Raw genomic sequence first — 24,487 nt, forward strand, 5'->3', positions numbered from 1 at the left:
GACGGCCGGCTTCATCTGCCAGATGCCAAGGCAAGGCAGACGTATCGACGCTTCTCGAGTATCCTTTTTTCTTCGGACATTTTCAATGCAGACGGTAACTTCCCCCACCTCATCCCCGGGCGTGCGCCAATTGGTCGTCGGGCCCGAGCGCGAAGGCCAGCGGATCGACAACGCCTTGGTCACGCTTTTGAAGGGGGTGCCCAAAAGCATGATCTACCGACTGTTGCGCACCGGCCAGGTCCGTGTGAACGGCAAGCGGGCCAAGCCGGATACCCGGCTGACCGAAGGCGATACGCTGCGGATTCCGCCGATCCGGCAGGAAGAGCGCGAGCGGCCGGTCGCGGCTCCTGACACGATGATCGCCCAGGTCAGCGAGGCCATCATTTTCGAGGACAAGCACTTCCTGGCCATCGACAAGCCTTCGGGCATTGCCAGCCATGGCGGAAGCGGGGTCTCCCACGGCGCGATCGAGCTGCTGCGGGCGGCTCGCCCGAATGAGTCGCTGGAACTGGTCCATCGGCTGGACCGGGATACCAGTGGCGTGCTGGTCTTCGCCAAGACCCGTTCGGGCCTGTTGGGACTGCAGAGCGCGATTCGAGCCGGCGAGGTCAACAAACACTATCTGTGTCTGATGGTCGGCCATCCTTCGCGGGCCAAATTCGATGTCAATGCGCCGCTGCTGAAATCGGTGATGCAGGGGGGCGAGCGGATGGTGCGGGTCGCTGATGGCGGCAAGCCTTCGCTGACGTTTTTCAAGGAGATGGAGCAGTATCCCGGCAGCCGTCTCATGCAGGCCACGCTGGGCACGGGCCGCACCCATCAGATCCGCGTCCATGCCGCCCATGTCGGCCACCCGCTGGCCGGTGACCCGAAGTACGGCGACAAGGAGGCCAACAAACGCTTCCGCGAGCAGGGCCTGAACCGCCTGTTCCTGCATGCCGCCAGCATGGACTTCAGTCTGGACGGGCGGGCCTACGCCTTTTCGACGCCGTTGCCGGACGATCTGCGCGAAGTGCTGGACCGGTTGAGCCGCAAGCGGCGCTGAGCTCTGCTGTCTGCCCGCTTCATTGCATGAAGCGGGCACTGACCTCCAGCGAGCGGACCAGACTCTGCGGCCCCATGCCGGCCTGCAACAGCAAAGCGGCGGCGGCATGGCCGACGGCGATCGGCAGCAGGTGGCGATCACGCTGGTAGCACCAGGCCCAGTACAGCTCCGCCAGCAGGCAGGCCTGCATCAGCTCGCCATTGGGCGCATGCAGCAGCATGAACAGGCCGGCTGTCGCGAGCAGCGCCAGCCCGGCAGGCAGGCTGCGCTGCATGCGTGGCAGGACCACCCGCAGCATCAAGGCCTGTTGCAGCAGAGCCCAGGCCAGATAGACCAGACCGTGCCCGACGCCGGGCCAGGTCAGCGGGGTGTGTCCGCTGCGGGCCAGGAGCAGGGCGATGGGCAGCAAGGCCAGCGGTCGCAGCCAGTGCGCGAGTCTGGTCGCGGTCTCGCCCTGGCGGAGGGGTGTGGATGACCAGCCCATGCGTGCGGCGCTGATCAGCCCCAGCGCGGCTGCCGCGGCACTGGCCCCCGGATCGGGGCGACCGAAATGCATCCCGACGATCAGCCATAGCGGACCGGCCATGCAGGCCAGTGCTTCCAGCGCCCCCTGTCGGGATGGCAGCGGGTAACGGAGGAGTACCAGCAAGGCCAGGGCATAGCCACCCAGGACCCACCAGGCCAGCGGCAGCCGGAACGCAGCCAGGCTCGCATCGGCCGCTTGCGGCACCACGATGGCACCCGGCCAGTGTGCCCGGATGGCATCGCGCCATTGCAGCAATCCACCGGCCGGCGTCGCCGAGGCGAGGGTCACGATCGGCGCTGCCGCATGCGGATAACGTTGCGCGGCTTGATCGAGCACTTGCCGAGCGGCGCGGCGGCCGTCAGGCAAGTTGATCGTCGGGGCGATCTCTGCGGTGGCGAGTACGGAGGTTCCGGGCCGGCCGGTCGGCCACAGGGCGGCCCGACGCAACTGCCAGACCCGGCCTGGTGCGGACTTCAGCACCAGACGCAGAATATCGGCCCGGCCGGGCCGGCAGGACCGGCCATCGTCCGTATGCCATGGGACCTGGTCCAGAGCCAGCTTCATGTCGTGCCCCGGCGGCAGGGACCAGAACGGACTGTTGCAGGCTGCCCGGTGGCCGCCTGCCGCGATCACAGCCAGTAACAGGACCTGGTCGGAGCGGTAGTCCAGATGCAGTCGCGGCCAGTGGCCAAGGTCTATCGGCCCCGTCAGCCGCAGCCCCAGTTGATAGGGTGCCGAGGTCTGCGCGGTCAGTCTCAGTCCGCCGGGGTCCGCACCGGCGAGAGCGGGACCGAAAACCCGCTTGGCGATCAATTGTTCAGGCTTCTGCAGATCCCACTGCCAGCGCGGCAGCCCCTGCTGCCATGTCAGGCGATCATGGTCGGCACTCAGGGCCAGCTGCGAGGCGACCAGCTGTCGGCTCAGCCAGTCCGCGAATCCCAGCAGCATCAGTACCGCGACAGCGAGGCCCGCGTAGCGAAAGATCCGGGCCATGGCGGGTCAGCCGTCGATGAGGGCCTGGCAGCGGGCTGCGCAGATAAAATCATTCAGCGACAGACCACCTGTGTCGTGAGTGGTCCAGGTCAGTTCGCAGAAGCCATAGGCGGCCTGCAGGTCGGGATGGTGGTCTTGCTGATTGGCGATATAGCCGACGGCATTGATGAAGCCCAGCGTGCGCTGAAAGTCGGGAAAATCTAAGCGGCGCTGCAAGGCGCGGCCACCGTCGGCGAGATTCCAGCCCGGCAACAAGGCCAGCAGCTCCTGGGCCTGCAGCGAACCCAGCGGAGGCGATCCATGCCGGGACTGGCAGTGCAGGCGTGCAAGTTCGGTCAGGGTCATGGCGGGGCACCTGGCAGGGGCGAGAGCGGTGGTCGGAGCCGCGCGGTCCCGCAAGAAGGATTAGACTAGACAGCTGTAACGGGCACCGGTGGCCCACGCCGAAGGGCGGGAGTGAACGAATGATAGAGATTTCCGAACGGGCCCAGACCCATTTTCTGCGTTTGCTGCGGCAACAGCAAATCGATGATCTTGGCATCCGCCTGACAGCCTCGGCGCCGGGCACCCCCGAAGCCAATTGCGAACTGGCTTTCTGCGAGCCGGCCGAACTCGATGGCGATGAATGGTCGCTGGAATGCGAGGGCTTCACCTTGTACGTCGATGGTGCCGCCGCGCCGTGGCTGGAAGGTGCCAGCATCGACTACGAGCCCCAGGCCACCGGCGGGGTGCTGAATATCCGCGCGCCACGGATCAAGGGCGAGGTGCCGGGCGAAGATGCCGGCATGATCGCTCGTGTGCAGTATGTACTGGACGCCGAGGTCAATCCGCAGATCGCGGCCCACGGAGGCCGGGTCAGTCTGGTCGAGGTGACCGCCGACGGGGTGGTGTGGTTGCGCTTTGGTGGCGGCTGCCATGGTTGCGGCATGGCGGACGTGACCCTCAAGCAGGGGATCGAGACCACCTTGATGGCACGGGTGCCGCAGATCACGGCCGTGCGCGATGCCACGGATCACAGCACCGGCAGCCAGCCCTATTACGCCCAGGCCGGGGAAGGGGCTTCGGTCGCGGGTTGATTCAGTCGCGGCTTGATAAAGATGGGCGTCTGGCGAGGGAGATCCTGCCGGCGCCAGGGCCAGGTCGGCAGGCGGTACCAACCAGATACGAACACGCTCGGATGACGAGATGGGCCGCAGGCGGCAGCGCGCCCAGGCCGTTTCCCGCAGATTGTCGACGCATCCGGGGGCGATCGCTCGCTCCCGGCAGGGCACTCAGTCGCTGCCGCCCTGGATATAGGTCTTGGTGATCGTCAGATGCGTCGGCAGGCTGGAATAGTAGCCGGTCAGATCGGCGATATCCTGTTCGGACAGGCCGCGGGCGATGGCCTGCATGATCGCGTTGCGGCGCTGGCCGCTCTGGTATTCGTGCAGGGTCTGACGCAGGTAGCTGTCGTACTGGCCGGCCAGTCGCGGATATTGCGAGGACGTGCCGTTGCCGTCGGTACCGTGGCATGCGGCGCAGGCGGCGGCCTTGGCCTGGCCGGGAGAGACCTCCGCTGCCATCGCTGATGTGGCGGACAGGGCGCAGGCCATGCCGAAGCTGATCAAAACAAGCGCAGGTTTCATGCAGATTACCTTACGTTACTTGGACAGGCTGGAGAGATAGGCCGCGACGTCGGCAATCTCCTGATCCGACAGGCTCTGGGCCTGTGCCTGCATGGTCGGGTGGATGCGCTGCCCGTGCTTGTAGGCTTCCAGCGCATCGACTATGTACTGCTGGTTCTGGCCGACGATCTCGGGAACCGGGTAGGACGGATAGACATTCGACCAGCCCGGCACGCCGTGACAGCCGTTGCAGGTATAGACCAGCTTGCGTCCGTTGGCTTTGTCGCCCTCGGCATGCAAGCCCCCGGCAAGCATCATGCCTGCAACAACCAAACCCAACATGCGCAATCGATTCAAGGAACTCATGGATGTTTCCGGCCGCTCGTGGTGCAAAGCATCACCAAATTATGTCATCAGCCATGGGCTGGGACAATGGGGCGCATGTGACGAGATTACGCATCACCTCTCGACAAGTCCCGCAAGGTGATCAGAATACGCTGCTAAGAATATGAAAACCGGCGATATATTCCCCGGCGATGGTTCCGAAACAGACCAGGAAAAAATTCAACAGCACCCGCGCCACCCGGTTTTTCCACCAGCCCCGCCAGTGGCTGATGTCGTCGCGCAAGGTATCGAAGTCGGCGACGCGCGGCCGGCGCAGGGCCGCTTCGACCATCGCGCTGACCGCGCCGGAGGGGATGCCCGGCCGGAAGGGCTTCAGTGGCGCGGCGACAAAGGCCGCCACCACGCTGAGCGGATGGCCGCCGGCCATGATGGCGCCGGCCGCGGCCAGGCCGCCGGTCAGCAGAATCCACTGCTCTAGGGCATGGGTGCCCAGGCTGGGATTGCGGTAGAAGGCGTAGCCGATGGTCGCGAAGATGGCCAGTACCAGACCCAGGGCCAGCCATTTCGGCCAGCGGGCCGGGGCCGGGGTCTCGTCCAGCTGCCGGCACAGTTCGACCGGTGGCTGCTGCTGTTCCCGGATCTGTCTGACCAGTCCCTGCAGATGGCCGGCGCCGATCACCACCAGCACCTTGCGCCGCACGCCGTCATCACGGGGCGGCAGGGAGGCGGCTTCCTCTCTGAGGCGGGCCGCCATATAGCTGTCGCGCTCGGCGATCAGGCTGCGATACAGCGGCTCGGACTGGCTGGCGAACTCACTGAAGGCGCCTTCCAGCAGGTCGCGTTGCTTGAGTTGCTCGATATCCTGCTGGGGCACTTCGCTGCGATCGAAGACGCTGCCCAGCAGGCCGCCGGCCAGACCCATCCGCTGCCACCAGCCGACGTTGTGCCAGGCCCGGCGCAAGGTGGTACTGACGGTGCGGTCGACCAGCCACAGGGGGCGGTGCTGCGCTTCGGCGCCGTCCATCGCCGCCAGCATCTCGGCGCCCGGCTCGATCCCGTACTGGTCGGCCAGTCGCTTCTGGAACGAGGACAGGATCAGGCTGGCCGCGACCAGGCCGGTCTTGCCCTGGCGGATCACCTGAAACAGGTCCATCTGCCGAAAGGCTTCCGGATCACGCATGCTCGCGGCCCGGCTGGGGCAGAGCTCGACGGCGATGGCGTCGAAGCGCTCGGTATCAATGATGGTCTTGACCGCGGCCACACTGGCTGGCGAGACATGGGCGGTGCCCAGCACCACATATTCGATGTCATCGCGGACGACGCGTTCCAGCGGCTGTTCGTTCAGCGCGTCGGGTCCGGCTTGGGCAGGTGCAACAGCACTCATGGGTATCGCTCTTCGCAGGTCTCAACCGAGATCAATGGGGGCGACCCCGAGCACCCGCAAGCCGCGGAACGTCGGGGCGCCGGCTGGATCAGTCGCGGAAGCGCTTGACCAGATCCTGATAGGCATCGATGCGGCGATCGCGCAGGAACGGCCAGATCCGCCGCACGTCCTCGCTGCGCTGCATGTCCACGTCGGCCAGCAACAGCTGTCGTCCTTCGGTGCCGGCCTGAGCCAGGAATTCCCCCTGGGGGCCGGCGACGAAGCTGGAACCCCAGAACTGGATGCCGGCACCGACGCCACTGGGATCAGACTCGATACCGCTGCGGTTGCAGGCCAGCAGGGGCAGACCGTTGGCAATTGCATGGCCGCGCTGCACGGTAATCCAGGCATCACGCTGGCGGGCTTTTTCGGCCTCGTCATCGCGGGGATCCCAGCCGATCGCGGTGGGATACAGCAGCAGCTCGGCCCCGGCCAGCGCCATCAGCCGGGCGGCTTCCGGATACCACTGGTCCCAGCACACCAGTACGCCGAGGCGGCCTACCGAGGTGTCGATCGGCTCGAAGCCCAGATCGCCCGGGGTGAAATAGAACTTCTCGTAAAAAGCGGGATCATCCGGGATATGCATCTTTCGATACTTGCCGGCGATCTCGGCGGAACGGTCGAACACCACCGAGGTATTGTGATAGAGGCCTGCGGCGCGTTTTTCGAACAGCGAGGCCACCAGCACCAGCTGCAGTTCGGCGGCCAGAGCGCCCAGCCGCTCGGTGCCGGGGCCGGGAATGGTCTCGGCCAGATCGAACGTGTCCACCGACTCGTTCTGGCAGAAGTAGGGGCCGTTGTGCAGTTCCTGCAGCAGGACCAGTTCGGCGCCGGCGGCGGCGGCTTCACGCAGGCCGGCCTCGATGGCGTCCAGATTGGCAGTACGGCTGCCGCGATCGGTGTCCTGCAGCAGGGCGACTTTGAGGGGGGGGCGGGACATGACTTGCTTCCAGTAGGTGGGTGGGGCTCAGCCGGCCAGACCGGCGGGCAGCTGCATGGTGATGCAGTGCAGGCTGCCGTTCTGCCAGATCAGGGCACGGCAGGGGACCTGCACCACGGTGCGGCCCGGGTAGGCCGCGCCGATCAGCCGGGCGGCCTCGTCATCGGCGGCATCGCCATAGGCCGGCACCAGCACGGCCTGGTTCATGATCAGATAGTTGGCATAGGAGGCGGCCAGTCGGCGACCCTCGTCCAGAATCGGCCTAGCCCAGGGCAGCGGCTGCAACCGGTAGGGCTTGCCCGCGGTGGTACGCAAGGCGGCCAGTTCTGCTCCCATCGCGCCCAGCTCGGCATGATGGATGTCGGCGACGTCGTCGCAGGCCTGATAGACGATGACGTCATCCGGGGCGAAACGGGCCAGCGTATCGATATGGGCGTCGGTATCGTCACCTTCCAGATAGCCGTGATCCAGCCACAGCACCCGATCCACGGCCAGCGACTCACGCAGGATGGCATCCATCTCCTCGCGGCTCTGCTCGGGATGGCGCTGATGCAGGCACTTCCAGGTGGTCAGCAACGTACCCTGACCGTCGGACTCGATGCCGCCGCCTTCCAGCGCCCAGTCCACCCGACGGTGGCTGGCACGTCCGAACACGCCGCGTTCGACCAGGCCGGCGATCAGCGCGTCATCCTGTGCGGCGCCGAATTTGCCGCCCCAGCCGGTAAAACGGAAATCGGTCAGCTGGAAACGGCCCTGCCCGTCGCGCAGGGTGATCGGACCGGAATCGCGCAGCCAGGTATCGTCATAAGGCAGCTGGATCCAGCGCAGCCGCTGCGGATCGACGCCGCGCGCCTGCAGCAGGCCACGGGCATGATCTTCCAGTGTTGCGTCGGCCACCACGATCAGCAGGTTCTGGAACCGGCAGACCGCGGCGGCCAGCTCGATATAGGTCTGTTCGACCTCGGCCAGGCGTTCGGCCCAGTCGGTGCCGGCATGCGGCCAGGCGATCAGGATGGCGTCCTGCGGCTCCCATTCGGCCGGCAGCTGGAAAAGGGTGTCGTTCATGATGTGGGTCTGTCAGTCGGTGGGCGCGGAGATGCCGTCGCCGGAAGTCGTCGCCACCGAGTGGATCACCCGGCTGCGTTCGAAGTAGACAATATATCCCGGATACACCCAGCGATGAATCACCGGCTGCCGCGGAGCCTGCCCGCCGCGCGCCTGCAACTGGCCCAATGGCGCGCCGTAGCGGTTGCGGACCTGGCGCATGCTCATGCCGCGCGACGGCAGGTCGCGGGCGACGGCCGGGGAGGTCTGCGCGCCGGCCGGGACGGCCGCGCAGGGCAGCAGAAGCAGGCAGCACAGCAAGGTGGCGCGCAGGAACATGGAAGGCCTCGGCATGCGGGACGGGCGGATCGTGAGGGGAGCAAGAGGATGGTAGCGACCTGCCTGCGGCAAGGATACAGGGCGTCGATGCCGTGCGGCAGGATGGGGATTGATCGCCCGGCCCGGTATCATGGGCGTTCTGATCGATGACTTTGAGTGTTCCATGATTGCGTTTCGCCATTTTGCTTTGCGTCGGGGCAGCCGGCTGTTGCTGTCGGATCTCGATCTGGTGATCCAGACCGGCTGGCGTCTCGGCGTGGTCGGGCGCAATGGCTGCGGCAAGTCCAGTCTGTTCGCCGCCTTGCAGGGCGATGTCGAGGCCGACTCAGGCGATCTGGACATGCCGTCCAAGGTGCGGATGGCCTCGGTGGCGCAGGAGACGCCGGCCTTGCCGGATGCCGCCATCGATTACGTGCTGGGCGGTGACGAAGTGCTGGCCGCCGCCTTGCGGGCCGAATCCGAAGCCATGGATGCCGGCGACATGGATGCCATGGCCAGGGCGCACCAGACCATCGAGGACATCAACGGCTACGATGGCCAGGCCCGTGCCGGCCGGTTGCTGCACGGTCTGGGCTTCAGTCCGGAGACCCATGAGCGACCGGTCAAGGATTTTTCCGGCGGCTGGCGGGTGCGCCTGAATCTGGCCCGCGCCTTGATGTGTCCCTCCGACCTGCTGCTGCTTGACGAACCGACCAACCATCTCGATCTGGACGCGGTACTGTGGCTGGAAGAATGGCTGCGCCACTACCAGGGCACCTTGCTGGTGATTTCGCATGACCGCGAATTCATGGACGGGGTGATCACCCATACCCTGCATCTGAACGAGGGGACCGGCAAGCTGTACACCGGCAATTACAGTGCCTTTGAGCGCATGCGGGCTGAATACCTGCGCCAGCAGCAGATCGCCCATGTCCGCGAGCAGGCCGAGCGAGCGCATCTGCAGTCCTTTGTCGACCGCTTCAAGGCCAAGGCCAGCAAGGCCAGACAGGCCCAGTCCCGGGTCAAGCGGCTGGAAAAACTGGCTGGCACCGAGGCGATCCGTGCTGAACGGCCGTTTCGCTTCAGCTTTGCCAAGCCCGATCGGTTGCCCGATTCCATGCTGCAGCTGGAAGCCGTCCAGGCCGGCTATCCCGCCGACGGCGGCGAAGCGGCCGTCACCATTCTGGCTGACGTGCAGTTCCGCCTGGAGGCGGGGGAGCGGATCGGCTTGCTTGGACCCAACGGCGCGGGCAAGTCGACCCTGGTCAAGACCCTGGTCGGCGAGCTGGAACCGCAGGCCGGCGAGCGCAAGGTCCACAAGGATTTGAAGATCGGCTATTTCGCCCAACATACGGTGGAGAGTCTGCAGGAAGGCGCCAGTCCCTTTGACCATCTGCAGCAGCAGGCGCCTGGGGCTTCGACGCAGGCCATCCGCGATTTTCTGGGGACCTGGAATTTCGCGGGCGACCGGGCTTTCGAGTCGGTGGACGGTTTCTCGGGCGGTGAGCGCGCACGTCTGGCCCTGGCCCTGATCGCCTGGGAAAAGCCCAATCTGCTGCTGCTGGACGAACCGACCAACCATCTGGATCTGGACATGCGCGAAGCCTTGGCCGATGCGCTGGCCGAGTTCGACGGTGCGCTGGTGCTGGTTTCGCATGACCGGCATTTGCTGGGTCTGGTCTGCGATGAATTCTGGCGGGTGGCCGATGGCGTGGCCGAATCCTTTGATGGTGATCTGGACGACTATGCGCGCTGGCTGAAAAGCCGCGGAGCGGCCAATCGCAAGGGCGACAAGAAGGGTGACAGGAAAGCCGACAAGAAGGTGGCCGCTGCTCCGGCGGCGGCACCGGTTCGGCGCGGCGATGACAAGGCCGTCCGTCAGGCGATCAGCAAGCTGGAACAGCGGATGGCCCGTATCGACGAAGAGCTGGCGGATATTCAGACCAAGCTGGCTGATCCCGAGATCTACAGCGGTCCGACGGCGGTGGTGAAGGAGCTGGGTACCCGGCAGGCCAGTCTGGCGGCGGAGAAAGCCCGCCTGGAACAGGACTGGATGCAGCAGTACGAACGCCTGGAAGCCTGAGTTATGTCGCAGGCCGGGACATTGATGGAGATCTGGCTGCCGTCCGGCGCGGAACGGCTGCCGGCTGGCGATGGTCCGGCCCGCTGGCTGGGCCGGGCCGATGTCATCGGGGCCGGTCTGGCCGATGTGCAGGCGGCGGTGGCCGAGGGTTTCGGCTTTGGCGGGACGGACGAGATGCCGGTGGCGGCGCTGCTGCGTCAGCATCTGGCCGGCGATGCGGGCGAGTCCGTCTGGCTGGCGGCCGATCCAGCCTGGATCCAGCCGGACATGAACGGTGCCCGCCTGCTGGCTTGCCAGCAGATGCAGTTGAGCCCGGGCGATGCCGCTGCGCTGGGGCGCGATCTGCAGCCCTTGTTTGCCGAGCATGAGATCGAGTTACATGTCGATGACCCGGAGTATTGGCAGCTGCGTCTGCCTGAGGGACTGCCTGCCCCGGCGCTGATGCCGCCCAGTCAGGCGATGGGGGCCGATGTGCTGGCCTTCGTGCCGGCCGGAGCGGAGGGGCGGCGCTGGCGGATCCTGTGCAATGAGGTCCAGACCCTGCTGCATGCCCATCCGCTGAATGCGCAGCGGCAGGCAAGCGGCCTGCCGCCGGTCAACAGCCTCTGGTTCTGGGGCGGCGGGCGGCTGCCGCCTCGCATGCGCAGTCGCTGGCAGGGCGTGATCAGTGACGATCCGGTGCTGCTGGCCGCCGCGGCGGCGGCCGGGCTGACGGCCGGCGAGTGGGTGCCGGCGACGTTGGAAGGCCTGCAGGGACCTTGGTTGGTGGATCTGCAGACGCTGGACCGCGAGTCCTTGCATCCCTGGCTGGCGGTGCTGGCCCGACTGGGCCGTCGGCACCCCTTGCAATGGCGCTTGCCTGACGGGCGCCGCTGGCAGCAGCGGCCCTGGCATCGCTGGCGTTTCTGGAGATCGGCATGGACGGACTGAATCCGGCGACGGTACGCCGCCGTGAGCCGCTGGGTGCTTCGCATGGCTGGAGTCCGCAGGTGCATCCGGCCTTGCAGCGGGTCTACGCCGCCCGTGGCGTGCTGACCCCGGACGAAGCCGAATACCGGCTGGCGCGCTTGCTGGCGCCGACACAATTGGGCGGCCTCGATGCCGCCGCCGCCTTGCTGGCCGAGGTGATCGATGCCGGCGGCGATATCCTGGTCGCCGGCGACTACGATTGCGACGGTGCCACCGGCACCGCCGTGGCGGTCCGTGCGCTGCAACGGCTTGGCGCGAGCCGGGTCGGCTATGTGATTCCCGACCGGGCCGTGCATGGCTACGGCCTCAGCGCGGCCTTGATCGAATCGCTGCCGCGGCTGCCGAGCCTGATCCTGACCGTGGACAATGGCGTGGCCAGCGTGGAAGGTGTGGCTCTGGCGCAGGCCCGAGGCTGCCGCGTGATCGTCACCGATCATCATCTGCCGGGCGATGTGCTGCCGACGGCCGATGCGATGGTGAATCCGAACCTGCCGGACGAAGGCTTTCCCAGCAAGGCCCTGGCCGGCGTCGGCGTGATGTTCTATCTGATGCTGGCGCTGCGTGCCTGGCTGCGCGCGCGTGGCGATTACGCCGACCGTCCCGAGCCGGATCTGTCCGGCCTGCTGGATCTGGTCGCCCTGGGCACGGTGGCTGACCTGGTGCCGCTGGATTTCAACAACCGGATTCTGGTCGATGCCGGTCTGCGCCGGATCCGCAGTGGCCGGGCCTGTCCCGGCATTCTCGGCCTGCTCGAAGTCGGCAAGCGTGATCCGGCCCGCATCAGTGCTTCTGACCTGGGTTTTGCGGTAGGTCCGCGGCTGAATGCGGCGGGCCGGCTGGAAGACATGAGCCTGGGGGTGGAGTGCCTGTTGACCGATGATGTCGGTCAGGCCCGTGACTACGCGGAGCAGCTCGATCGCATCAATCGCGAGCGCAGGGCCTTGCAGTCGGACATGGTCGAGGAGGCCCAGGTGCTGGCCGACGACGTGCTGGCCGACACCCGCGCCGTCGGCATCTGTCTGTACGAACCCTCCTGGCATCCCGGCGTGATCGGACTGGTCGCTTCGCGGGTCAAGGATCAGCGGCACCGGCCGGTGGTGGCCTTTGCGCCGGCCAGCGCCGAGCAGCCCGATGCCTTGCGTGGCTCGGCCCGTTCCATCAGCGGCTTTCATATCCGCGATGCACTGGCGTTGATCGATGCCCGCGAACCCGGTCTGATCGAACGCTTCGGCGGTCATGCGATGGCGGCCGGTCTCAGCCTGCCGCTGGCGCATTACCCGCGTTTTGCCGAGTTGTTCAACCAGCTGGCCAGCGAAACCTTGAGCGCTGAACAGTTGTCGGCCGTGCTGCATACCGATGGCGAGCTGGCGCCCGGCGAAGCCGGACTGGAACTGGCGCAGCAATTGCGGCAGGCCGGCCCTTGGGGCCAGGCCTTCCCCGAGCCGTTGTTCGACAATGTCTTTGACTGCGTCAACTGGCGCATGATGGGCGAGAAGCACTGGCGGCTGCGGCTGCGTGATCCGCGTGACGGTCGGCATCTGGACGCGGTGATGTTCAATATCGATGTGGATACCGTGCCGCCGGCCCGCCTGCATGCGGTCTACGAGCTGGCGGTCAACGAATGGCAGGGCCGGCTGGAAGTCCGCATGATCCTGCGCCAGATCGGACCTGCCTGAGACGCCGGCGACGGGAAGAAGCCGGCACGGCCAGTTGTTGCGGCCACTTGATCGCGACGGGGACTCTGGCCGGGAACGGGCCGGATCTTCCGCCGATGATGAGCCAGACGGCAGATCCGGCCGCAAGGTGATGTGGGGGCAGCCGGACTGATGCCGCTTCCTGATCTGCCTCGTTCCTCAGCGGACGGCCAGATCCATGCAGGGACGGCTGCATCTGGCCCGCGTCGTTAGGCACGGCACGAACGTGCCCAGGTGGTCTCTCAGCAAGGAACCATCGGAAGAAACCGGGATTCAAGGCCAACCAGGTACCGCTTTGGTCAGCACCTTGGTCGGCAGACGGGCTGATCGCCATACGGCATGGCAATGGCACTATCGGACTTCCGGTGCATTTCGCACCGGGGGGGATGCTGCCGTCGATGTTTCGGGCAAGGGCTCGCGGGCGGCAGTGTTCCGTTCCGCGTTATCCAAGCCAAAGGACATTGATCATGAACAACCACGTCAACTTCGAACGCCACGGTGATCTGCAGGATCTGCACAGCTATCCGCGCTGGGCCCAGGACATGGTGCACGACAACACCGACTCGAAGCGGCTGATCAACGAGCACGAGCTCTGCCTTGCCATGCGCGATGCCACGCTGGGTCCGGTCGCCACCCGTCACTTCATGACCGGACTCTGGCCGGTCATTGAGCGGTTTCCCGGCTACATGTCGATGAATCTGCTGAAAACCCGCTATGGGCGCAGCCAGGGGGACGACATGGCCCGTCGCTGGCTGGTCCGCAATATCCGGGTCGAGCAGAATCATGCCGATTACTGGATTGCCTGGGCCGAAGGTGCCGGCATCAGTCGTGAGCAGGTGCTGCATGGCCAGGTGCCGCAGGGGACCGACACGCTGGCCAACTGGTGCGAGGAGGTGTCGAGGGCCGATACACTGGCTGCCGGCATGATTGCCACCAATTACGCGGTTGAAGGGGCGACCGGCGAGCTGTCGCAAGTGGTGTATGCCAGTGAGACCTACCGCGAGAGTCTGCCCTCGGAAGGTCGCAAGCTGTCCCTGCGCTGGTTGCAGTTGCATGCTGCCTACGACGATGCCCACCCCTGGGAGGCACTTGAGATCATCTGCACCCTGATGGGCATGAACCCCAAGGCTGAAGATGTGGCGCATCTGCGCGAATGCATCCGTCGCAGCTATGTCAGCCTGAAGATCTCGCTGGATCGCTGCCTGGTCCAGTGGTCGTCGGATACGCTATCCGGACCGCGTGAAGCGGTATCGACGGAACGCGACAATGAAGTAGCAGCTTAATTCATGAAAATTGGGCACTATGGCGGGGAACCCTTTCTGTCCTGATCCAAGGAATCCTTCTCGCCTCATGTCCAATCGGATTGAAGCCCGGCAGCGTTCCCTGGCCAGACGGCTGTTGCCGTTGGGATATGGCCTGGGTGCGATCGTGATCCTGATCATGGGCTTGACCTGGGGGGCGCTGCAGATTCAGGTCACTCTCGGCGGTTTTCTCGACGCCGAGAGTGTCTGGTCCAAGTACCAGAAGCAGGCCGTGATCGAGCTGGGCGAGTATGCCGTCACCGGTCACGAGAGCAATCTGCAGGCTTTTCGTCGCTACGCCGCGATTCTGCAATCCGATGCATGGGCCCGGGATGCACTGATCCACGGTCAGGGGGATCGACGGCAGGTGGCGGAAGCCTTCGTGCGTGGCAAGATCCTGCCTTCGGCCACCGGCGGCATCTCGGTGCTGCTGCGCTGGGGCTCGTGGGTGCCCTGGGCTGACCGGGCCATTGATGCCTGGCGGCAGACCGACAGCTGGATCGGCCAGCTCAATGGCATTGCCGACCAGCTGGAGCAGGCCTACCGGGGCAGGCCACCGCCGCCCCCGAGCGAGCTGCAGCACCTGCGTGAGCGGATTCTTGCCGTCAACAACGTGATCCAGCCGCTGACCCTGGTGTTTTCCTCCGAGCTGGCCGAGGGCGCACAGTCGATCTCGCGTGCCCTGTATCTTGGTGTGATGGCGGTGATCCTGCTGACTTTTCTGCTGTGGATGCTGACCGCACAGCGGGTGGTCGTCAGCATTCATGACTCGCAGGAGCGTTATCAGCGGCTGTTCGACAATGCCAATACGGGCATTGTCGTCATCGATCCGCTGACCCGGACCATTCTGGATGCCAATCGCACGGTAAGGATGTGGACCGGCCGTCATGCCGACTGGATGACCTCGCATACTCTGGATGTCTTGTTCGAGGATGAGCTGGTGGATCTGGCCAGGCCGCAGACCCAGCGGCTGCGCGACTCGCATCCCCCGGGTCGAGTGGTTGAGCTGCAGCGTTCCAGCGCGCAGTGGCGCGGCCGCGAAGTGCTGCAAATCGTGTTGCGCGATATCACCGAGCGACTGCTGATGGACGAGGAACGTCGGGTTGCTGCGGAGGCTCTGGCGGGGATTGTCGAGGGCGTGATGATCGCCGGTCCGGATCGGCGCGTCATGTTCGCCAACCCGGCCTGCACCAAGATCACCGGCTATTCCCAGCGGGAGTTGCGCGGGCGGGTGCTGGACAGTTCGCGCAGCCAGTTTGACGGCCAGCCCCTGCCGGCCTCGATCTGGGAAACGCTGGCGGCCGGCGGCAACTGGACCGGAGAAGTCCTCAGCCAGACCGCCGATGGCGAATGCTATCCGGAAATGCTGAGCCTGAGCACCATTCTTGGCGACAATGGTGAAGTCCGCCGCTATGTGGCGGTCTTCAGCAATATCACCAGCACCAAGGACAATCAGCGCCGGCTGGAACATCTGGCCACCCATGATTCGCTGACCGGACTGCTGAACCGGGTCGAGTTCGAGCGTCGCTGCCGCAAGGCGCTGACGGAGGCGGAAAGCAGCCACAGGGCGGTGGCGATCATGTTTATCGACCTGGATGGCTTCAAGACGGTCAACGACAGCTACAACCACGATGTCGGCGATCAGTTGCTGATCCTTGTCGCCGAGCGGATACGCCTGCAACTGGGTCCCAAGGTCTCGGTGGCGCGTATTGGCGGCGACGAATTCACGGCCTTGGTGCCCGACCTTGGCACCCGCGAGGAAGTGGCCGGGATGGTGACCGGCCTGCTGACACGGCTGTTCGAACCGGTGCGGGTCGGCGATTACGAATTCACTCTGGGCGCCAGCATCGGCATCGCCGGTTATCCGCTGGACGGCCTGGATTCGGCCAGCCTGATGGTCAGTGCCGATGCAGCGATGTATGCCGCCAAGATGGAAGAGCGCAATACCTTCCGTTTTTACTCGCCCTTGATGCAGGCCGATTCACGACGTCGTCTGCGGCTGGCGACCGAATTGCGGAGGGCCCTGGGGGCTGATGAATTCTTTATGGCCTACCAGCCCAGCGTCGAGCTCAAGACCGGGCGCATCGTCGCGGTGGAAGCCTTGCTGCGCTGGCGGCATCCGGAGCGCGGCTGCGTGATGCCGGGTGAGTTCATCGAGGCCGCCGAGCAGATGGGCCTGATCCGGCGAATTGATGAATGGGTGCTGCAGGCGGCCTGTGCCCAGATCGAACGCTGGGATCGTGCCGGTGTCCCGCCGATCCGGGTGGCTGTGAATCTTTCGGCCCACGGTTTCAGCCAGGAAGGTTTCGTCGACAGCCTTCAGCGGCTGATTCAGCGTCACGGTTTCGATCCTTCGCGGCTGATGATCGAGATCACCGAGCGGGTGATGTTGCGGCTGGGCGAAGATACCGAGCGGGCGATGCGGGCCCTGCATCATCTGGGCGTGGGCGTGGCGATCGACGATTTCGGCACCGGTTATTCCTCGATGGCCTATCTCAAGCTGCCGGCCATCGAGTATCTGAAACTGGACCGATCCTTCGTTTCGGGCCTGCCGGGCAACCCGGATGATGTGGCGATCATCGAAGCGCTGCTGGGCATTGCCCGCGCCCTGGGCCTTCACACCATCGCCGAAGGCGTGGAGGTCGAGGCGCAGCATCAGTTCATGTTGCGGGCCGGCTGCGAGGAAGGGCAGGGCTATTACTACGCCTACCCGCTGGATGCGGCCGAAATCGAGCGGCTGTTATGTCGCGATCCGGGGCATCAGCCGATGCCTCTGCGCCTGGTCGGCTCAGGAGGCGGCGCGGACCGCACCACCGAATAGGTCGTCGGCAAGCCGACAGTCCCGGGTATTGAAGGACCGGGACGGATCGCGGACGCCGCCGGCCCGTGGCCGGCGGCGCGGCGGGGTCAGGTGCCGATGCGTGCACCCAGTTCACGCAGCAGATGGCGGGCGGCCTCGATCCGCGCAGGACCGTCCTCCAGCTCCATGCTGATGCGCAGCTTGTCCTGACCGTCCAGCTTGTAGATCCGCGGCTGACGCTGGACCAGCTGGATGATCCGCATCGGATCGACATCGGGTTTCTCGCGGAACTGCAAGCGACCGCCCAGCGGGCCGAATTCCAGCTTGCGGATGCCCAGCGGGGTCGCCGCCAGCTTCAGACTGGCTACTGCGAACAAGGTCCTGGCCTGCTCCGGCAGCAGTCCGAAGCGATCAATCATCTCTACCTGCAGCTCGCGCAGAGCGGCATCGGTGCGGACGCTGGCAATGCGCTTGTACAAGGTCAGCCGGGTATGCACATCCGGCAGATAGTCGTCGGGGATCAGCGCCGGCAGATGCAGCTCGACCTCGGTCTCGTGTTCGGAGCTGAGATCGAAATCCGGAACCTTGCCCGACTTCAGGGCGCGTACCGCCCGCTCCAGCAGCTCGGTATACAGACCGAAGCCGATTTCCTGGATCTGGCCGGACTGTTCGTCGCCCAGCAGTTCGCCGGCGCCGCGGATTTCCAGATCGTGGGTAGCCAGGGTGAAGCCGGCGCCCAGCTCCTCCAGCGAGGCCAGGGCCTCCAGCCGTTTCTCGGCATCGGCGCTGATCGTCTTGCGATCCGGCACGATCAGATAGGCGTAGGCCCGATGGTGCGAACGGCCGACGCGACCGCGCAGCTGGTGCAGCTGGGCCAGCCCGAAACGATCGGCGCGGTTGATGATGATGGTATTGGCGGTGGGGATGTCGATGCCGGTCTCGATGATGGTCGTGCAGACCAGCACGTTGAAGCGCTGCCGGTGGAAGTCGGCCATCACCTGCTCCAGCTCGCGCTCGGGCAGCTGACCGTGGGCGATGCCGATGCGGGCCTCGGGAATCAGTTCCTGCAGATCACGGGCGCAGCGCTCGATGCTTTCCACTTCGTTGTGCAGCAGATAGACCTGGCCGCCACGGGCCAGCTCGCGCTGGAAAGCCTCGCGGATCAGGGCTGGTTCCCAGGTGGAAATGAAAGTGCTCACGGCCATGCGGTGGGCCGGCGGGGTCGCGATCAGCGACAGGTCGCGCAGTCCGCTCATCGCCATGTTCAAGGTGCGCGGGATCGGCGTCGCCGTCATGGTCAGCAGATCGACCTCGGCGCGCAGCTTCTTCAGCTGCTCCTTCTGGCGCACGCCGAAACGCTGCTCTTCATCGACCACCACCAGGCCCAGGTCCTTGAAGCGGATTTCCGGCTGCAGCAACTTGTGAGTGCCGATGATGACGTCGATCTGCCCTTCGGCCAGCCGCTGCAGGGCGGCATCGACATCCTTCTTGGCGCGAAAGCGTGACAGCACGTCGACCCGGATCGGCCAGTCGGCGAAACGGTCGGCGAAGTTGCGATAGTGCTGCTGGGCCAGCAGGGTAGTCGGCACCAGCACCGCGACCTGCTTGCCGGCGGTGGCGGCGGCAAAGGCCGCGCGCAAGGCCACTTCGGTCTTGCCGAAACCGACATCGCCGCAGATCACGCGATCCATCGCCCGTGGCGCGGACAGATCGCCCAGCACCGCCTTGATGGCCTGTTCCTGGTCCGGGGTTTCGTCGAAGGGAAAGCTGGCGCCAAAGGATTCGACCATGCGCCGGTCGATTTCCAGCGACTGTCCGCCACGGGCCTCGCGCTGGGCATAGATGCCCAGCAGTTCGGCAGCCACGTCACGGACCTTTTCGGCCGCCTTCTTGCGGGCCCGTTCCCAGGCATCGCCGCCCAGCGAATGCAGGGGGGCCAGTTCCGGGGCGGTGCCGCTGTAGCGGCTGACCAGGCCCAACTGGGCCACCGGCACATACAGCTTGTCGCCCTTGGCATATTCGATGGTCAGGAATTCGCCGGCCATGCCGCCGATATCCATCGACAGCAAGCCCTGGTATTGGCCCACGCCATGGTCGACATGCACGATGGGCGCGCCGATGGTCAGCTCGGTCAGATCCCGGATGATGGCCTCCGGATCACGTGCCGTGCCGCGCCGTCGGCGCCGCTCGGTACGGACCCGTTCGCCCAGCAGTTCGCGTTCGGTCAACAGGATCAGGCCCGGCTGCTGCAGGCTGAAGCCTTGCTCCAGCGGTGCCACCGTGATCGCCAGCGGCGGCGCCTTGCCATCCAGCCACAGCGGCAGATACTGCGCCCAGCTGTCGATGCCGTGCGGACGCAGGTCCAGCTCGGCGAGCTGTTCGATCAGGGCCTCGCGGCGGCCGGCCGAATCGGCCGCGATCAGCAGCGGCCGCGGATCGTTTTGCAGCAACTGGCGCAGGGCCGTGCCCGATTCCTGCCCCTTGGCATTGAGCGGGACTTCCGGGGCGGACTGGCTGCCGCTGTCGAAGGCATGGGCGTGGCCGGCCGGCACTTCCTCGATCCGCAGCCGCAGGTTGAGCTGTTCGCGCAGTGCCTCCACCGGGAGATACAGTTCGGCAGGCGGCAGTACCGGCCGTTCGATGTCATGTGCGCGCTGGTCGTAACGCGATTCGATCTGGGTCCAGAACCGCTCGGCCGATGCCAGCACCTCCTCGCCCAGCACGAAGATGGCCCCGGCCGGCAGATAGTCGAACAGGGTGGCGGTTGCCTCGAAGAACATCGGCAGGTAGTACTCGATGCCGCCGGGCGTGCTGCCTTCCTTCATGTCCTGGTAGACGGGGCAGCGCCGGATATCGATGGGGAAGCGTTCGCGCAGGCGCTGGCGGAAGTCGCGGGCTGCCTGCTCGGTGACCGGAAATTCGCGGGCCGGCAGCAGTTCGACCGACTCGATCTGGTCCTGCGAGCGCTGGCTCTCCGGATCGAAGCGGCGAATCGACTCGATCTCGTCATCCAGCAGCTCCACCCGATAGGGTTCGGGCGCGCCCATGGCGTAGATGTCCAGCACCGAGCCGCGGACCGCATAATCGCCCGGCTCGCTGACCTGGGGCACATTGCGGTAGCCCACTGATTGCAGGCGCCGTTGCTCCTCGACCAGATCCAGCCGTCCGCCCCGGTACAGCATCAGGCCGCTGCCGCGGATGTGGCTGGCCGGTGCGATCCGCTGCATCAGCGTGGCGACGGGTACGACCAGAATGCCCCGTTCCAGTGCCGGTAACCGATAAAGCGTGGCAATCCGTTGCGAGACTACATCCGGATGCGGGCTGAACACATCGTAGGGCAGGGTCTCCCAGTCCGGGAACTGCAACACCGGCAGGTCGCCCGCAAACAGCTTCAGCTCGCTTTCCAGTGCGATGGCACCCTGCGTATCCGCGCACACGGCAACCAGCAGCCCCTTGTGGCCGGCAGCGGTCTGCGCCAGCAGCAGGGCTTCGGCGGAGCCGGCCGGACGGAGCAGAAACTGCCGGTGGCGGGGTGAGGTCGGAAGCGGAACAGTCGGGAATCGTGGGGTCATTGGCGGGAATGGCCGTGGGCCGGAACACTCTGCGGAAGAAGACCCCGATTGTACCCTGCCGAAGGTGACGGGCCGCGCCATGACCGATGGCATGGCCGGCGCCGCGGCAGACCGGTTACAGCCGGCGCGAAAGCACTACCGTGCCCGGTTCCTGCGGCGCCAGCCGGGTCTTGAATCCCAACTGGCTGCACAAGCGCATCATCGGCACGTTCTCGACCAGCACATACCCCCACAGCTCGTGCAGGCCGCGAGTCAGGCTGTCATCGATCAGGCGCTGCATCAGCATGCCGCCCAGCCCCTGACGGGCCCAGTCGCGCTCCACCATCAGCGAAAACTCGGCACTTGCGGCGGCTGTATCGACAAATGTCCGGGCCACCGCGTGCAATTCGGGGCGAGGGCCGCCTTCGATCAGGGCCAGCGCCGTTTCCCGGGCCGGATCGACATGGCTGAGCCGGTGCAGCATCGCCGGGGACAGCACTCCCATGGCATGCATGAAACGTCGCCGGATCTCCAGCGGCGACAGGCGCTGGAAACATCGCTGCAACAGCTCGGCGTCGGCGGGACGGATGGCTCGCAATTGCAATGGCCGGCCGTCGCGGGTGGTCACCGATTCGGTCGGCGACGCGTTTTCCAGTGCCAGCGCATCGAAGCGTTCGACCGCAGGAGGCGGCAGAAAACCGGCCGGATCATCCGGGGCAAGTACGCTGCGAGGGCGGGCGGGAGAAAGGACCATACGTGGCCGTATTGTGATCCAAATCGCAGAACGGGAGTCTGCCGGCACCGGGATTATACATGCGTCATATCGCCACGCATAATGCGTGGCAACACGTGTTCGACCCTGTCTTGTTGTAAGGCTGGCCTGATTCGGGATGCGGGCCGGTCATCGCACCAGGTGCCGGGCCGGAGTCGTCCGGCTTGATGCCTGACTCAGAAACCGACGCCGGCACCGATGCCGAACTGGAAATGCGTATGACCTGCATCCATTTCCTGGGCGGTCCAGCGATGGGCCTGGGCCACGCTGACCAGCGGCAGGATCAGGCGGACCTCACCGGCAGGGTAGACGCGTGTGCCGACGAAGCGACCCGCTACCGTGATCGGGGTACCGACCGGATAGTCCAAAGGTTCCACAAAGCCCGGCAGCACGGCCACAAAGCGGGTATTGGGCTGGCGTTTCAGGATCGGCCGTTGCGAGCTGTCGCTGGGATAGGCCTGGATCTGGATTTCGCTGTGGTCCCTGAAATTGTCGACCCCCAGAATGCGCCCGGCCCAGACCACGTCCTTGCCCTGGTACAGATGGGGAGCGGCCATCACCGTACCGGGCAGTGCCGGCGTCGATTGCGCGGTGGTCTTGTAGATGGGCGCTGGCGCACAAGCGGCAAGGCTCAGCACGAGCAGGCCCAGCAGCGCACTGCGGCGGGTGGAACGGGGCATGGCAGCCAGCATGGTGGATCTCCTCGGTCGTGTGCACGCAACATCAATGCGGCACCCTGCCATGCCCATCGGATGGCGTCCAGCCTCAGTCCTGACGCAGCCAGTCCAGGGTCACGGCGGCGCGCTCGCCCGGTGCACCCAGTTGCAGGCCGAGCCAGTGCATGGCGCTGCGTACCGACTGATCCAGTTGCCAGGGCGCATTCAGTACCACCAGTCCGCTGCCGTTGAGGCGCAAAGGACTGTCTGCGGGATGGACCAGCAATTCGCTGCGCAGGACGCGCTTGGCCGCGCAGCCAGCCAGCCAGCGGTAAAAGGGCTGCAGTCGCTGGCTTTGCTTGATCGGGTACCAGACTGCATAGACCCCGCCCGGCCAGCGCGCCAGCGCCTCATCCAGCCGGGCCTGCAGAGTCCGGTATTCTTCTTCCTGGGCTTCATAGGGCGGGTCGATCAGGACCAGGCCCCGCTTCTGCGGAGGTGGAAGCAAGGCTTTCATGGCCGCATAACCGTCACGTTGGTGGATATGCACCTGGCGGTTGCCGCCAAGTTGCCTGCGCAGGCTGGCGACGGCCGCGTCCTGGACTTCACACAACTGCAGCGTGTCGCCTTCACGCAGGCAAGCCGCGGCTTGCAACGGCGAGCCGGGATAAAAGCGCAAGGCCGACTGGTTCGCAGGCCATTGCAGGATATCGACCAGCCACTCGCGAATCAGTTCGGGGGCGGCGGCATCGGTGGTCTTGATCAGCCGGGCGATACCCTCGGCGAATTCACCGGTGGCGGTCGCTTCGCGTCCATCGAGGGCGTAACCGCCGGCACCGGCATGGGTGTCGAGCAGGCCGATGGGGGTCGGCTTCTGCTGCAGGGCCTGCAGCAAGGCACGCAGCATCACATGTTTGTGCACGTCGGCAAAATTGCCGGCATGGTAGGCGTGTTGATAGTTCATGGCGGGGACAGGCAAAGACCCCAGTATAGGCGAGCGGCGGCGGCGGGGCGCCTGGTGGTGGCCGCTGTGATACGCGCTGACAAGTGAAACCTGTCCCCTTGATCATCGACGCACGCGGATCATCCTGATCCGGACGTGGCCGATTACCGCCGGGCGCGACCCTCCTTGGTCCGACGTGTATCCCTGCAACTTGCAACGCGTATCACAGCGGCCACCACTCCGACCTGCCGTTCATCGGGCAGTGAAACCGGACTCCAGCCGGTGAGGCATCGGGAGGCTGATCTTGCCAAGCCCTCCGACGGCCGTCTTTCTTGACGGGGTTCTTGCCGGGCGGACCTTCGTCATTCACGAAGATCTTGGCGTCCAAGTCATGTGTAGCGCTCTCCATGTGAATAGTAGCGCATACATATTGTGATTCAAATCTCAAAAAATCAAATATGGAATGAGATGTATCACGTTTATTCAGTTTGGCAAATTTGGTGAGTTTGGCATCAGGCCGGCGGCAGACCGGATTCCGCGGTGCCGGCAGCAGCAGCGGCATGGGGGCGGCCGGGACGCAGCCACAAGGGCTGCAAGGCCACCACACCGACAATCAAGATCAGACCCAGATAGAAGCCCGGTCGCAGATGCTGTTGCTCGTGCAGCAACAGGGCGGCCAGAACGATGGCGTAGATCGGTTCCAGATTGGTGGTGATCTGCACTTCGAAGGCCGACAGCTGGCGCAGGGCTACCAAGGCCAGCAGGTAGGGCAGCAGAGTACAGCCAAAGGCCAGGCCCAGCAGCAACAGGCCGCCATGGCCCTGCGGCCATTGCCAGAACGTTCCCATGCCGGGTGCAAGCAGACTCAGCACGCTCAGGCACAGGCTGCCGGCGGTGAATTCCACACCGGTGATGGCCAGGGCCGGAATCTGGCTGGTCACCCGTTTGTTGCAGGCGCTGAACACGGCGATCAGTGCGGCGGAGACGATACCGATCAGCAGGCCGGCATGCATGCCTGACGGAATCCCGCCGGCGACAAGGACCACGCCGGGTATCACCAGCAGGCTCAGCAGCAGCTCGCGGGGATTGAAGGGGCGCTGTGCGATCCAGGGTTCGATCAGGGCCAGAAAGGCCGGCCCCAGGGCAATGCAGGTGGCAGCCACCGAGGCATCGGCCAGCTTGACCGCCAGATAGAAGCTCAGCCAATGCAAGGTCACCAGCACGCCGATGCCGGCACAAGCCGCCCATTGACGGCGCTGCAGGGTCCGCAGGGCCCGCCAGGTGGCCGGCAGCATGACCAGGGCCAGCACCACCAGGCTCATGCGCCACCACACCAGAGCCAGAGCCGGGATGTCGATCATCCGTCCCAGTACGGCAGTCAGCCCCCAGAGCAGAATGCAGAAATGGATTTGCAGGCGGGCACGGGTCAGGGCGGGCATGATCAAGACGTCGAAAAAGGTGCCCGATTATACGCGCCATG

At 65.4% G+C, this 24,487-nt stretch carries 20 protein-coding genes; 7 read left to right on the forward strand and 13 right to left on the reverse strand.

Annotation, left to right across the window (positions count from 1 at the left end; translation table 11 throughout):
* Nucleotides 1-85: 85 nt before the first annotated feature.
* Nucleotides 86-1,045 (forward strand): RluA family pseudouridine synthase, encoded by a 960-nt coding sequence (locus FRAAU_RS04360; protein WP_014402357.1) that lies wholly within the window; start codon nucleotides 86-88, stop codon nucleotides 1,043-1,045.
* Nucleotides 1,046-1,064: 19 nt separating this feature from the next.
* On the opposite strand, the gene FRAAU_RS04365 is transcribed toward FRAAU_RS04360, so the two are convergent.
* Both FRAAU_RS04365 and FRAAU_RS04370 read right to left on the reverse strand, forming a co-directional pair.
* Nucleotides 1,065-2,564: a CPBP family intramembrane glutamic endopeptidase gene (locus FRAAU_RS04365; protein WP_014402358.1), complete on the reverse strand. Its 1,500-nt coding sequence runs from the start codon at nucleotides 2,562-2,564 to the stop codon at nucleotides 1,065-1,067.
* Between the two features lie 6 nt (nucleotides 2,565-2,570).
* On the reverse strand, nucleotides 2,571-2,909 hold the full coding sequence (locus tag FRAAU_RS04370) for a 4a-hydroxytetrahydrobiopterin dehydratase (protein ID WP_014402359.1): 339 nt from the start codon (nucleotides 2,907-2,909) through the stop codon (nucleotides 2,571-2,573).
* A gap of 119 nt (nucleotides 2,910-3,028) precedes the next feature.
* On the opposite strand from FRAAU_RS04370, the gene FRAAU_RS04375 reads away from it, so the two are divergent.
* Nucleotides 3,029-3,640, forward strand: a complete 612-nt coding sequence (locus tag FRAAU_RS04375; protein ID WP_014402360.1) for an NfuA family Fe-S biogenesis protein — start codon at nucleotides 3,029-3,031, stop codon at nucleotides 3,638-3,640.
* A gap of 195 nt (nucleotides 3,641-3,835) precedes the next feature.
* On the opposite strand, the gene FRAAU_RS04380 is transcribed toward FRAAU_RS04375, so the two are convergent.
* From FRAAU_RS04380 to FRAAU_RS04405, 6 genes are all read right to left on the reverse strand, one after another.
* Nucleotides 3,836-4,189, reverse strand: coding sequence for a c-type cytochrome (locus FRAAU_RS04380; protein WP_014402361.1), 354 nt, complete (start codon nucleotides 4,187-4,189; stop codon nucleotides 3,836-3,838).
* Between the two features lie 15 nt (nucleotides 4,190-4,204).
* Nucleotides 4,205-4,510, reverse strand: coding sequence for a c-type cytochrome (locus FRAAU_RS04385; protein WP_052317786.1), 306 nt, complete (start codon nucleotides 4,508-4,510; stop codon nucleotides 4,205-4,207).
* Nucleotides 4,511-4,655: 145 nt separating this feature from the next.
* Complete coding sequence (locus tag FRAAU_RS04390; RefSeq protein WP_014402363.1) at nucleotides 4,656-5,897, reverse strand: TraB/GumN family protein; 1,242 nt, start codon at nucleotides 5,895-5,897, stop codon at nucleotides 4,656-4,658.
* A gap of 88 nt (nucleotides 5,898-5,985) precedes the next feature.
* Complete coding sequence (locus FRAAU_RS04395; RefSeq protein WP_014402364.1) at nucleotides 5,986-6,876, reverse strand: carbon-nitrogen hydrolase; 891 nt, start codon at nucleotides 6,874-6,876, stop codon at nucleotides 5,986-5,988.
* 27 nt (nucleotides 6,877-6,903) lie between these two features.
* Nucleotides 6,904-7,941, reverse strand: a complete 1,038-nt coding sequence (locus FRAAU_RS04400) for an agmatine deiminase family protein (RefSeq protein WP_014402365.1) — start codon at nucleotides 7,939-7,941, stop codon at nucleotides 6,904-6,906.
* Nucleotides 7,942-7,953: 12 nt separating this feature from the next.
* Nucleotides 7,954-8,274 (reverse strand): hypothetical protein, encoded by a 321-nt coding sequence (locus tag FRAAU_RS04405; RefSeq protein WP_342633043.1) that lies wholly within the window; start codon nucleotides 8,272-8,274, stop codon nucleotides 7,954-7,956.
* A 148-nt stretch (nucleotides 8,275-8,422) separates the two neighbouring features.
* Here FRAAU_RS04405 and FRAAU_RS04410 point away from each other — a divergent pair, with 148 nt between their 5' ends.
* The 5 genes from FRAAU_RS04410 (at nucleotide 8,423) to FRAAU_RS04430 (ending at nucleotide 17,106) form a co-directional block, all read left to right on the forward strand.
* Nucleotides 8,423-10,321 carry an ABC-F family ATP-binding cassette domain-containing protein gene (locus tag FRAAU_RS04410; protein ID WP_041270834.1) on the forward strand — a complete coding sequence of 633 codons (1,899 nt, stop codon included), beginning with the start codon at nucleotides 8,423-8,425 and terminating at the stop codon, nucleotides 10,319-10,321.
* Nucleotides 10,322-10,345: 24 nt separating this feature from the next.
* Nucleotides 10,346-11,251: a hypothetical protein gene (locus FRAAU_RS04415; protein ID WP_083841219.1), complete on the forward strand. Its 906-nt coding sequence runs from the start codon at nucleotides 10,346-10,348 to the stop codon at nucleotides 11,249-11,251.
* On the forward strand, nucleotides 11,239-12,966 hold the full coding sequence (gene recJ / locus FRAAU_RS04420) for a single-stranded-DNA-specific exonuclease RecJ (protein ID WP_014402369.1): 1,728 nt from the start codon (nucleotides 11,239-11,241) through the stop codon (nucleotides 12,964-12,966). Before FRAAU_RS04415 ends, recJ begins: the two co-directional genes overlap by 13 nt.
* Before the next feature lie 485 nt (nucleotides 12,967-13,451).
* Entirely contained in the window at nucleotides 13,452-14,267 is an 816-nt protein-coding gene (locus tag FRAAU_RS04425) for an iron-containing redox enzyme family protein (RefSeq protein WP_014402370.1), read from the forward strand.
* Nucleotides 14,268-14,334: 67 nt separating this feature from the next.
* Complete coding sequence (locus FRAAU_RS04430; RefSeq protein ID WP_014402371.1) at nucleotides 14,335-17,106, forward strand: putative bifunctional diguanylate cyclase/phosphodiesterase; 2,772 nt, start codon at nucleotides 14,335-14,337, stop codon at nucleotides 17,104-17,106.
* An 86-nt stretch (nucleotides 17,107-17,192) separates the two neighbouring features.
* Here FRAAU_RS04430 and mfd read toward each other — a convergent pair whose 3' ends face one another.
* The 5 genes from mfd to FRAAU_RS04455 all read right to left on the reverse strand — a co-directional run bounded on the left by mfd (nucleotide 17,193) and on the right by FRAAU_RS04455 (nucleotide 24,446).
* A complete protein-coding gene (mfd, locus tag FRAAU_RS04435) occupies nucleotides 17,193-20,657 on the reverse strand; it encodes a transcription-repair coupling factor (RefSeq protein ID WP_014402372.1) in 3,465 nt (1,154 codons plus the stop codon).
* Between the two features lie 115 nt (nucleotides 20,658-20,772).
* On the reverse strand, nucleotides 20,773-21,390 hold the full coding sequence (locus FRAAU_RS04440) for a GNAT family N-acetyltransferase (protein ID WP_014402373.1): 618 nt from the start codon (nucleotides 21,388-21,390) through the stop codon (nucleotides 20,773-20,775).
* A 194-nt stretch (nucleotides 21,391-21,584) separates the two neighbouring features.
* Nucleotides 21,585-22,100 (reverse strand): Slp family lipoprotein, encoded by a 516-nt coding sequence (locus FRAAU_RS04445; protein WP_014402374.1) that lies wholly within the window; start codon nucleotides 22,098-22,100, stop codon nucleotides 21,585-21,587.
* 73 nt (nucleotides 22,101-22,173) lie between these two features.
* Complete coding sequence (locus tag FRAAU_RS04450) at nucleotides 22,174-23,028, reverse strand: 23S rRNA (adenine(2030)-N(6))-methyltransferase RlmJ (protein WP_014402375.1); 855 nt, start codon at nucleotides 23,026-23,028, stop codon at nucleotides 22,174-22,176.
* A 491-nt stretch (nucleotides 23,029-23,519) separates the two neighbouring features.
* Complete coding sequence (locus FRAAU_RS04455) at nucleotides 23,520-24,446, reverse strand: EamA family transporter (RefSeq protein ID WP_014402376.1); 927 nt, start codon at nucleotides 24,444-24,446, stop codon at nucleotides 23,520-23,522.
* Nucleotides 24,447-24,487 lie beyond the last annotated feature (41 nt).

This window comes from Frateuria aurantia DSM 6220 (genome assembly GCF_000242255.2).
Lineage (GTDB): Bacteria > Pseudomonadota > Gammaproteobacteria > Xanthomonadales > Rhodanobacteraceae > Frateuria > Frateuria aurantia.

Excerpts from the sequence above, each read along its gene's own strand:
- FRAAU_RS04360 (WP_014402357.1), top strand. The coding sequence starts at position 86 with ATGCAGACGGTAACTTCCCCCACCTCATCCCCGGGCGTGCGCCAATTG.
- FRAAU_RS04365 (WP_014402358.1), bottom strand. The coding sequence starts at position 2,564 with ATGGCCCGGATCTTTCGCTACGCGGGCCTCGCTGTCGCGGTACTGATG.
- FRAAU_RS04370 (WP_014402359.1), bottom strand. The coding sequence starts at position 2,909 with ATGACCCTGACCGAACTTGCACGCCTGCACTGCCAGTCCCGGCATGGA.
- FRAAU_RS04375 (WP_014402360.1), top strand. The coding sequence starts at position 3,029 with ATGATAGAGATTTCCGAACGGGCCCAGACCCATTTTCTGCGTTTGCTG.
- FRAAU_RS04380 (WP_014402361.1), bottom strand. The coding sequence starts at position 4,189 with ATGAAACCTGCGCTTGTTTTGATCAGCTTCGGCATGGCCTGCGCCCTG.
- FRAAU_RS04385 (WP_052317786.1), bottom strand. The coding sequence starts at position 4,510 with ATGTTGGGTTTGGTTGTTGCAGGCATGATGCTTGCCGGGGGCTTGCAT.
- FRAAU_RS04390 (WP_014402363.1), bottom strand. The coding sequence starts at position 5,897 with ATGAGTGCTGTTGCACCTGCCCAAGCCGGACCCGACGCGCTGAACGAA.
- FRAAU_RS04395 (WP_014402364.1), bottom strand. The coding sequence starts at position 6,876 with ATGTCCCGCCCCCCCCTCAAAGTCGCCCTGCTGCAGGACACCGATCGC.
- FRAAU_RS04400 (WP_014402365.1), bottom strand. The coding sequence starts at position 7,941 with ATGAACGACACCCTTTTCCAGCTGCCGGCCGAATGGGAGCCGCAGGAC.
- FRAAU_RS04405 (WP_342633043.1), bottom strand. The coding sequence starts at position 8,274 with ATGCCGAGGCCTTCCATGTTCCTGCGCGCCACCTTGCTGTGCTGCCTG.
- FRAAU_RS04410 (WP_041270834.1), top strand. The coding sequence starts at position 8,423 with ATGATTGCGTTTCGCCATTTTGCTTTGCGTCGGGGCAGCCGGCTGTTG.
- FRAAU_RS04415 (WP_083841219.1), top strand. The coding sequence starts at position 10,346 with ATGGAGATCTGGCTGCCGTCCGGCGCGGAACGGCTGCCGGCTGGCGAT.
- recJ (WP_014402369.1), top strand. The coding sequence starts at position 11,239 with ATGGACGGACTGAATCCGGCGACGGTACGCCGCCGTGAGCCGCTGGGT.
- FRAAU_RS04425 (WP_014402370.1), top strand. The coding sequence starts at position 13,452 with ATGAACAACCACGTCAACTTCGAACGCCACGGTGATCTGCAGGATCTG.
- FRAAU_RS04430 (WP_014402371.1), top strand. The coding sequence starts at position 14,335 with ATGTCCAATCGGATTGAAGCCCGGCAGCGTTCCCTGGCCAGACGGCTG.
- mfd (WP_014402372.1), bottom strand. The coding sequence starts at position 20,657 with ATGACCCCACGATTCCCGACTGTTCCGCTTCCGACCTCACCCCGCCAC.
- FRAAU_RS04440 (WP_014402373.1), bottom strand. The coding sequence starts at position 21,390 with ATGGTCCTTTCTCCCGCCCGCCCTCGCAGCGTACTTGCCCCGGATGAT.
- FRAAU_RS04445 (WP_014402374.1), bottom strand. The coding sequence starts at position 22,100 with ATGCTGGCTGCCATGCCCCGTTCCACCCGCCGCAGTGCGCTGCTGGGC.
- FRAAU_RS04450 (WP_014402375.1), bottom strand. The coding sequence starts at position 23,028 with ATGAACTATCAACACGCCTACCATGCCGGCAATTTTGCCGACGTGCAC.
- FRAAU_RS04455 (WP_014402376.1), bottom strand. The coding sequence starts at position 24,446 with ATGCCCGCCCTGACCCGTGCCCGCCTGCAAATCCATTTCTGCATTCTG.